This window comes from Lactobacillus mulieris (assembly GCF_007095465.1).
Classification (GTDB): Bacteria; Bacillota; Bacilli; order Lactobacillales; family Lactobacillaceae; genus Lactobacillus; species Lactobacillus mulieris.
Genome location: NZ_SDGL01000007.1, coordinates 102,385 through 110,955, shown reverse-complemented (window position 1 = coordinate 110,955; position 8,571 = coordinate 102,385). Strand labels below are relative to the sequence as shown.

8 protein-coding genes are annotated in these 8,571 nt (G+C 32.2%); all 8 read left to right on the top strand.

Features of this window, described 5'->3' with window-relative positions; all coding sequences use genetic code 11:
* Positions 1-154: 154 nt before the first annotated feature.
* The 8 genes from ETI37_RS04470 to ETI37_RS04435 all read left to right on the top strand — a co-directional run bounded on the left by ETI37_RS04470 (position 155) and on the right by ETI37_RS04435 (position 8,565).
* Positions 155-628, top strand: a complete 474-nt coding sequence (locus tag ETI37_RS04470) for an acyltransferase (protein WP_006586661.1) — start codon at positions 155-157, stop codon at positions 626-628.
* A gap of 16 nt (positions 629-644) precedes the next feature.
* Positions 645-1,796: a glycosyltransferase family 4 protein gene (locus tag ETI37_RS04465; RefSeq protein WP_006586660.1), complete on the top strand. Its 1,152-nt coding sequence runs from the start codon at positions 645-647 to the stop codon at positions 1,794-1,796.
* A gap of 28 nt (positions 1,797-1,824) precedes the next feature.
* Positions 1,825-2,823: a Stealth CR1 domain-containing protein gene (locus ETI37_RS04460; RefSeq protein WP_006586659.1), complete on the top strand. Its 999-nt coding sequence runs from the start codon at positions 1,825-1,827 to the stop codon at positions 2,821-2,823.
* Between the two features lie 41 nt (positions 2,824-2,864).
* Positions 2,865-3,824: a glycosyltransferase gene (locus tag ETI37_RS04455; RefSeq protein ID WP_034535757.1), complete on the top strand. Its 960-nt coding sequence runs from the start codon at positions 2,865-2,867 to the stop codon at positions 3,822-3,824.
* Between the two features lie 33 nt (positions 3,825-3,857).
* On the top strand, positions 3,858-4,970 hold the full coding sequence (glf, locus tag ETI37_RS04450; RefSeq protein WP_006586657.1) for a UDP-galactopyranose mutase: 1,113 nt from the start codon (positions 3,858-3,860) through the stop codon (positions 4,968-4,970).
* Positions 4,971-4,977: 7 nt separating this feature from the next.
* Positions 4,978-6,132: a glycosyltransferase family 4 protein gene (locus ETI37_RS04445; RefSeq protein WP_034535756.1), complete on the top strand. Its 1,155-nt coding sequence runs from the start codon at positions 4,978-4,980 to the stop codon at positions 6,130-6,132.
* Between the two features lie 6 nt (positions 6,133-6,138).
* Complete coding sequence (locus ETI37_RS04440) at positions 6,139-7,560, top strand: flippase (protein ID WP_143458393.1); 1,422 nt, start codon at positions 6,139-6,141, stop codon at positions 7,558-7,560.
* A gap of 192 nt (positions 7,561-7,752) precedes the next feature.
* Positions 7,753-8,565 carry an Rpn family recombination-promoting nuclease/putative transposase gene (locus ETI37_RS04435; RefSeq protein WP_143458394.1) on the top strand — a complete coding sequence of 271 codons (813 nt, stop codon included), beginning with the start codon at positions 7,753-7,755 and terminating at the stop codon, positions 8,563-8,565.
* Positions 8,566-8,571 lie beyond the last annotated feature (6 nt).

Here is an 8,571-nt window from a genome sequence, read left to right as displayed (position 1 = left end):
TCCTACTTTGATTAAATAAAAGATTAAAAAATCAATCTACGAGAAAAATCTATTTACACAAAAAATTTGACAGTTTCGAAAATCGCATGGTTTATTATTTATAGGTAAAAAAGTAAGCATAACTCATAAAAAAAACATATTTTGCGGAAAAAATGTGAAATTCGAAGATTATTCTGAAATACAGGCCCTTTCTACAAATGGAATACATTTGGGAGATAATGTAACAATTGGCCGTTTTACAAGCATTAGACCATCAAGTTATTACGGAGTTGGTAAGATTGGTTATGGCTTAGAAATGGGAGATAATTCTTCAATTGGTCCACTAGGTTATGTAGGCTGTGCGGGAAAAATTAAAATCGGCAAGAATGTGATGATTGGACCAAGAGTATCTTTTTTTGCTGAAAATCATAACTTTAATGAGAAAGGAATTTCCATTAAAGAACAAGGTGTGAACAATAAAGGAATAACTGTTGAAGATAATTGTTGGATTGGTAGTGGAGTCATTATACTTGATGGGGTTACGATTGGTTCAGGTTCAGTAATTGGGGCTGGAACTTTAGTGACCAAAGATATTGCTAAAAATTCTGTTGTTTATGATAAAAGAGATAAAGTTATAAAGAAGAGATAAGGTTGGTAAAGAATAAATGAAAAACATCCTTTATTTACATGCTGGTGCTGAAATGTACGGCGCAGATAAGATTTTACTAGAATTAGTTTCTGGTCTTGATAAAGAACGTTTTCGTCCAATCGTTGTTTTACCAACTGATGGTCCACTTGTTTCAAAATTAAAAAGTGCTGGAATTTCAACTTTTGTTATTAAATACCCTATTTTGAGAAGAAAATATTTTAATCCTCGAGGTATTTATAACTATGTGTCATCTTATCAAAAAGCGTGCAAACAAATAATTGAACTACTTGATGAACAAAGAATTGCAATTGATTTAATCCATGTAAATACATTAGCTGTTCTAGAGGGAATTATGCTAAAGAAAAAACTAAATGCAAGGTTAATTTGGCATGTTCATGAAATTTTAGAACGTCCAACTCCAATAGCCAAATTACTTGCATGTTTAGTTAATAAATATGCTGATAAAGTTGTAGCAGTTTCTCAGGCTGTAAAAAAACACTTAGTAAGTTTTGGAAAAGTAGATTCTAGTAAAATAGCGGTTGTATATAATGGGGTTGATACAAATCAATTTTCGCCCACGATAAATACTGATTCATTAAGGAAAGAATGGAATATACCTTCAGATTCAATTAATGTGGGTGTAATAGGTCGTATTAATGCCTGGAAAGGCCAGAATGATTTCCTTGAAGCTTTAACGCCTCTTCTAAACGAATATTCCAATTTGTATTTATTTGTGGTTGGAAGTGCTTTCTCAGGTCAGGAATGGCGAGTAAAAGAATTAAAAGAAAAAATAAAAAATTATAATTCTAAAAGAATTATATATTCTGAATTTAGAACAGATAATAATGCTGTTCAAAGTTTGATGGATATATTGGTTTTGCCGAGTACTAATCCAGATCCATTACCAACAGTTGTATTAGAAGCGATGGCTTCAGGTAATCCAGTAGTTTCTTATAAACATGGTGGTGCGGTGGAAATGATTAAAGATGGAGAGACAGGATTGTTAGCAAAAGTTTGTGATACCTCTGATTTGCAAAGTAAAGTTAAGATATTACTTGAAAATCAGCATTACATTAACTTTGGCAAAGCCGCACGACTTAGAGTTGAAAAAGAATTTTCTTTAGATGCCTTTTGGAGTAATTTTGAAAACATATATACTCAAATATAATTAATTAAGTATAGAAGGGACCTTTTTGATGAGCAATATTGATTTTGTAGTTACATGGGTTGATGGTGGAGATCCCAAATGGTTGGCAAAGAAAAAGCTATTTGATAAAAGTATACAAATTGATGAATCAATGAATGCTAGTAAAAATTATCGACCAGGAAATAATTTTAAATACTGGTTTAGAGCCGTTGAAAAAAATGCTCCTTGGGTTCATAAAATTTACCTGGTAACCGATGATCAAGTTCCAGAGTGGCTAAATTTAGCTCATCCAAAAATAGAAGTTATTGATCATAAGCAAATATTTCCACAGGATGCTTTGCCCACATTTAACAGTAATGCAATTGATATTAACTTATATAAAATTCCAGGTTTATCAGAACAATTCGTATATTTTAATGATGATATCTATATTACAAATTCTACAACATCAGAGGATTTTTTTAAAAATAATCTTCCGTGTGATATAGCGCAACTAAATCCGATTGTTGCTGTACGAGGTGGAACAGGCAATTTTCAAGTTAATGATATGATGGTAATTAATGAGCACTTTACCAAAAAAGAGTTGTTGAAAAATGGAAAAATGCTTTCACTCAAAAATGGTTTAAAAGCAGTTATTAGAACAGGATTACAACTGCCTTCAAAATTCACTTGTGGTTTTTTCGATCCGCATTTACCTTTAAGTTTTTTAAAATCAACTTTTGAAGAAATTCAAAATATTTCTCAGGATGAATTAAAGGCAACTACATATTCGAGATTCCGAGATGCTCGAAATGTTTCTGTTTGGCTTATGAGATATTGGCAATTAGCTACGGGGAAATTCTTCATTAGAAATAATGAAAAATTAGGAAAATTTTATTCATTAGCGGATGATAAGCAGGCGGAGGTATGGGCAACTTTTGAAAGTAAATTACCCAAAGTAATGTGTATCAATGATAGTGCAAACATTAGTAATCCAGACGCAACTGATAAAAAATTAAGTGAATATTTAGATAATATTTTTCCTGAAAAATCATCGTATGAAAAATAATGTTTTCATACGCTAATCAAATAATTATGGGAGTGAACAGAATGGAAAATGTGAAAGTAGATGTTATTTTAGTAACGTATAATCGTCTGGAATGCTTAAAAAAGGCTTTAGATGCACTACAAAAACAAAATTATCCAATTCATAAAATTTTTGTTTATAACAATGCAAGTATTGATGGTACTGATAAGTATTTAGAAAATTCAGGCTTTACAACTGTAAAAAGTGAAATGGAGCTAAAAGATGTTTATCCTAACCAAAAATTGATAACGTTTTTATCATCTGAAAATTTAGGAGGAGCTGGCGGCTTTTCAGCTTCATTTAAATACTTAAGTCAATTCGATAGTGATTATATTTGGATTATGGATGATGATGTTGCTCCGACAAGTAATTGCTTAGAAGAACTTCTTAAATATTTAAAAAAGGAAAAAGTCAAAGCTGTCATTCCGAGACGAGTTGGTCCAGGTTATACTGACTCTATTTGTACTAATATAGATATGAAGAATTGGAGAAAGTTTTGGACGTGGTGGCGTAAAGATACTATATCTAATCCTACAGAAAAAGAAACATATTCTGTAGTAGATATGGCATTTGAAGGACCTTTGTTCGATACTAACTTAGTAAGACAAGTTGGGACACCAGATGCTGAATTCTTCATATTATATGATGATACTGATTACTCACAAAGAATTTTAAAGTATACTAAGATTTTATATGTGACAAATGCCATTTTAAATAGACAATTACCTCCTAAAGCAGGAGATTTAGGTAATAAGCCATATAATTGGAGAATGTATTATCGTTTAAGAAATAATATTGTTTTTGATAGAAAATATGGTGAAAATTGGTGTGTTAAGCATATAAGCCCAAGGTTATTATGTTTGCAAACGATGCTTCTTGCTGTACGTGATCATCATGTAAAGAGTAATGTGCCACTTATTTGGAAGGCATATAGGGATGGAATGAAACATCGGATGGGAAAAAGAGTTGACCCTAATTATTGATTAGAATATCTTAGGTTTTAATAAAGGAATAAAATGAAAAATTATCTTATAGTAGGCGCTGGCCTTTTTGGTGCAGTTTTCGCACGTGAAGCTGCTAATCGTGGAAATAAAGTTACAATTATTGAAAGACGCAATCATATTGCAGGTAATATCTACACTAAAAAAGTAGATGAAATTCAGGTTCACCAATATGGTGCTCACATTTTCCATACTTCAAATAAAAAAGTTTGGAACTATGTTCATCAATTTGCTGAATTTAACCGTTATACTAATTGCCCTGTGGCTAATTACAAGGGACATATGTATAACTTACCATTCAATATGAATACTTTTAGTGAAATGTGGGGAGTAAGAACTCCACAAGAAGCTATGGACAAGATTAATGAACAACGTCAAGAAATGGCTGGAAAAGAACCTAAGAATCTTGAAGAGCAAGCTATTTCATTAATTGGTAGAGATATTTATGAAAAGCTAATCAAAGGTTACACTGAAAAGCAATGGGGCAGAAAAGCAACAGAACTTCCGGCTTTCATTATTAAACGTCTTCCAGTGCGTTTAACTTATGATAACAACTATTTCAATGATGATTATCAAGGTATTCCAATTGGTGGATACACCAAGATGGTTGAAAAGATGATTGATCATCCAAATATTACTGTTGAATTAAATACTGACTTCTTTGACAAAAAGGAAGAATACTTAAATAACTTTGACAAAGTTGTATATACTGGCATGATTGATAAGTTCTTTGATTATAAGTTGGGTGAACTTGAATATCGTTCACTTCGATTTGAAACTGAAGAAAAGAATGTCGGTAACTATCAAGGTAATGCCGTAATTAACTATACTGAAGCCGAAATTCCTTATACTAGAATTATTGAACATAAGCACTTTGAATTCGGTAAAGGGGATGAAAATAAGACTATCATTACCCGTGAATATCCTGCTGATTGGAAGCGCGGGGATGAACCTTATTACCCAGTAAACAATGACCGTAACAACGATTTATACAAGCAATATGCTGAACTTGCTGGTAAGCAAGACAAGGTTATCTTTGGTGGTCGTTTAGGTCAATACAAGTACTACAACATGGATCAAGTAATTGCAGCTGCACTTGAAGCAGTGAAGAATGAGTTTGAGGAATAATTTAAGTATGAAGAAAATTAAGGTTGGCTATATTTCTCCAGTAAATCCTAAAAAAGATAGAATGGCATGGTCAGGAACTTATTATAATACCTTCCATGCGATTAGAGATGCTGGTGCAGAGGTTGAGTGGGTTTCTTATAATACTCAAAGTATTATTTATAAACTAGCTACAAAATGTGCTAGTTTTTTATACAAAATTGCTAAGGGAAAAGGGTCATCTACTCATTCAAGAGTTATGTCAAAGGTGCATAGCTTTTTTGTCAATAATCAAAACTTAGATAAATATGACTTATTGTTTATTCCCGGACAAATTGATATCGTTGCAGGGTTAAAGGCAAGAGTGCCAGCAATTTATTATACTGATGGAACTTTTAATATCATGGTAGATTATTATTGGTTCGGTTACAGTAAAAAGGCAATTGATGAAGGCAATAAGCTTGAGAGAAAAGCGGTGAAGAAATCTAAATTTAATTTTAGATCTTCTCACTGGGCTGCCGAATCAACTGTTAATGATTATGGTGCCAATTCTAAACAAACGTATATTTTCCCTTTTGGTGCTGATGTACCTCAAGACTGTTTACTTGCTCAGATACCAGATTATAAAAGTAGAACTTTAAAATTACTGTTTTCTGGTAAAGAATGGGATCGTAAAGGTGGAAGAATAGCTGTTGCTGCTGCTGAATATTTAAATAAAGCAGGCATTAATACAGAATTGTATATTGTTGGTCCAACTGTAAAACCTGAGTATATCGAAGGTAAAGATTTTGTTAAGTTCATTGGCTATTTAGATAAAAATTCAGCTAGTGAGTATGAAAAATATTTGAGTTTATATCATGAATGTAGTGCTTTCATTCTTCCAACGAGAGCAGAATGCGCAGGTTTAGTATTTTCTGAAGCTAACGCGTTTGGAATGCCCATCTTTTCTAGTGAAACTGGGGGGGTAGGCGACTATGTTATTAACGGCGTTAATGGATATCGACTACCTTTATCAGCAACTGGAGAAGATTTTGGAAAAAAGATTGAAGAAGTATATAAAGAAAAAGCTTTTGACCAGTTATCTAATGGAGCACAAGAAACTTACAAAAATTCAACTAGCTGGAATGCTTGGTCAAAGCATTTTAAGGAATTTATTGAAGAAAATTTTGAGCAAAATGGTGAGTAGTATTCTATGAAAGTGGTTAAAAATTATCTCTATAATGTTGGCTACCAAGTTTTAGCAATTATCGTGCCTTTGATTACATCTGCTTATGTAAGTAGAGTGCTTCGCCCTGAAGGTGTTGGTGCTAATGCTTTTACTAATTCGATTATTCAATATTTTGTTCTTCTTGCAAGTATGGGGATAGGATATTATGGGAATCGCCAAATTGCTTATGTAAGAGAGAATAAATATAAAAAATCGCAAACATTTTGGGAAATTCAAATAGTTAAAACTATTATGACCTTAATTGCCTGGATTGCTTTTTGTGTGTTTATGCTATTTTACACTCGACAACCACAATATATGTGGGCGCAATCTCTTAATCTGATTGCCGTTGCATTTGACATATCGTGGTTTTATGAAGGTATTGAAAATTTTAAAGTAACGGTATTAAAAAATTCTTTCGTAAAAATTCTCTCTATGATAGCAATTTTTCTTTTGATTAAAGGTCCAAATGATGTAACTTTATATATAATTGTTTTAGCAGTTTCTACATTAGTAGGAAACTTAACTTTGTGGCCTAATTTGAAAGAAAATATAATAAAAGTAAATTTAAGAGAAATGAATCCATGGCCACATTTCTTGCCAATGATTGAATTATTTATACCACAAATAGCTACTCAAATTTATGTGCAATTGAATAAAACTATGCTTGGTGCAATGGTTGCAGAGAAAGCTTCTGGATACTATCAATATTCTGATAATTTAGTAAAACTGATTTTAGCTTTAGTAACAGCAACTGGAACAGTAATGCTACCTCACGTGGCAAATGCTGTTTCAAAAGGAGATATGCATATAGTAAATAAGATGTTGTATAAATCCTTTAATTTTGTATCCGCAATTTCATATCCAATGTTTTTTGGCTTAGCTGCAGTTTCTACTACTTTAGCTACGAAATATTATGGTCCTGGATATGAACCTGTTGGTCCAGCAATGATGATTGAATCTATTGTAATTTTAATGATAGCTTGGAGTAATGTTTTAGGAGTTCAATATCTAATTCCTTTAAAGAAGGTCCATCAATTTACTGCTTCAGTAACTTGTGGAGCGATTGTTAATATTATTTTGAATGTACCATTAATTCATTTTTGGGGACTAAATGGAGCAATGTGGTCAACAGTTATTTCTGAAATAGCTGTTACAGTATATCAATTATGGGTTGTTAAAGATTTCCTTAATCTGAATAAATTATTTCATGGGTCTGGAAAGTATTTAATTTCCTCTTTTGTAATGTTTGTGGCTGTCTATGGTATGAATAGAAATTTAAAAGATTCTTGGTTAATGTTAGGAATTGAAATTTTTGTTGGTATTGTTATTTATGCCATATGTATTGTGCTTTTAAAAGCAGAAATTCTGTTAGATATTAAAGAATTTATAAATAAAAAAAGATAGAGTTTTTTATTGGGGAATTGAAAGAATTTAAATAATCAGCTCTTTGTTGATGAGGAGATTTAAAGTAACAAGCAATGTATAAGTTGCTTGTTTTTTATTAAACTTATTTTTAAATAACTGTTCAAATTACCACAGAGAAATAGTAATTTTTACTGTATTTATATTTGTAAATAAAATTCTCTGGAGGTAATTATGTCATATCATGATGACAAGTTTTATGGTTTCACAAACGATGAAATCTTTGGTAGTATTATGCAAAACAAGAGATTTTGCAAAGCTATTATTCAGGCAGTGCTACCTGATGTGAATGTGGTTTCGGTAAAAAATATTGATGCCCAAAAAGAATTGGGGACTAAGAGTGACAAGCAAAGTAAGTCAGTTCGTTTAGACATTGCAGTTAAGGATCAAGCGGGTAACTTATATGATCTTGAAATGCAAGTTAATAACAATCATGACATTGGGCCACGAATGCGGTATTATCAATCCTCGATGGATCGGGACACTTTAGATCGCGGAGAACCGTATACTTCGCTGTCTAGAACCTATCTAATTTTTCTTTGTGCTTTTGATCCCTTTGGTAAAGGAAAGTTGCGGTATAGTTTTCACTTGTACGATGATGAAGACAAGAACATTCAGCTGAAGAACAATACAGAGAACATTATCATTAATTCAAAAGGGAAAGGCACTAACGATGTTGATTTGTTAAATCTCCAAAAGCTGATGAACGATGATAAAATAGAGGTAGCAGGAGTTTTTAAAGAAATCCAGAATAAAATCCAAGAATATAATGATGATCCAAAAAGGAGAAACCTTATGAGAACAGCAGAATTACGAATGAAGGAAGAAACGGCAGTAGCAAGAAGAGAAGAGCAAAAGAACACGGTGAGGGTATTCAAAGCCTTAAAACCGGATGCAACAGTATCAGAGGGACTAACTTGGATAAGAGCTAATACCAATGTCTCACTTTCTGATGAAGAAATAAAATCTCTTTTGAAAGAAAAGTAAACTGCT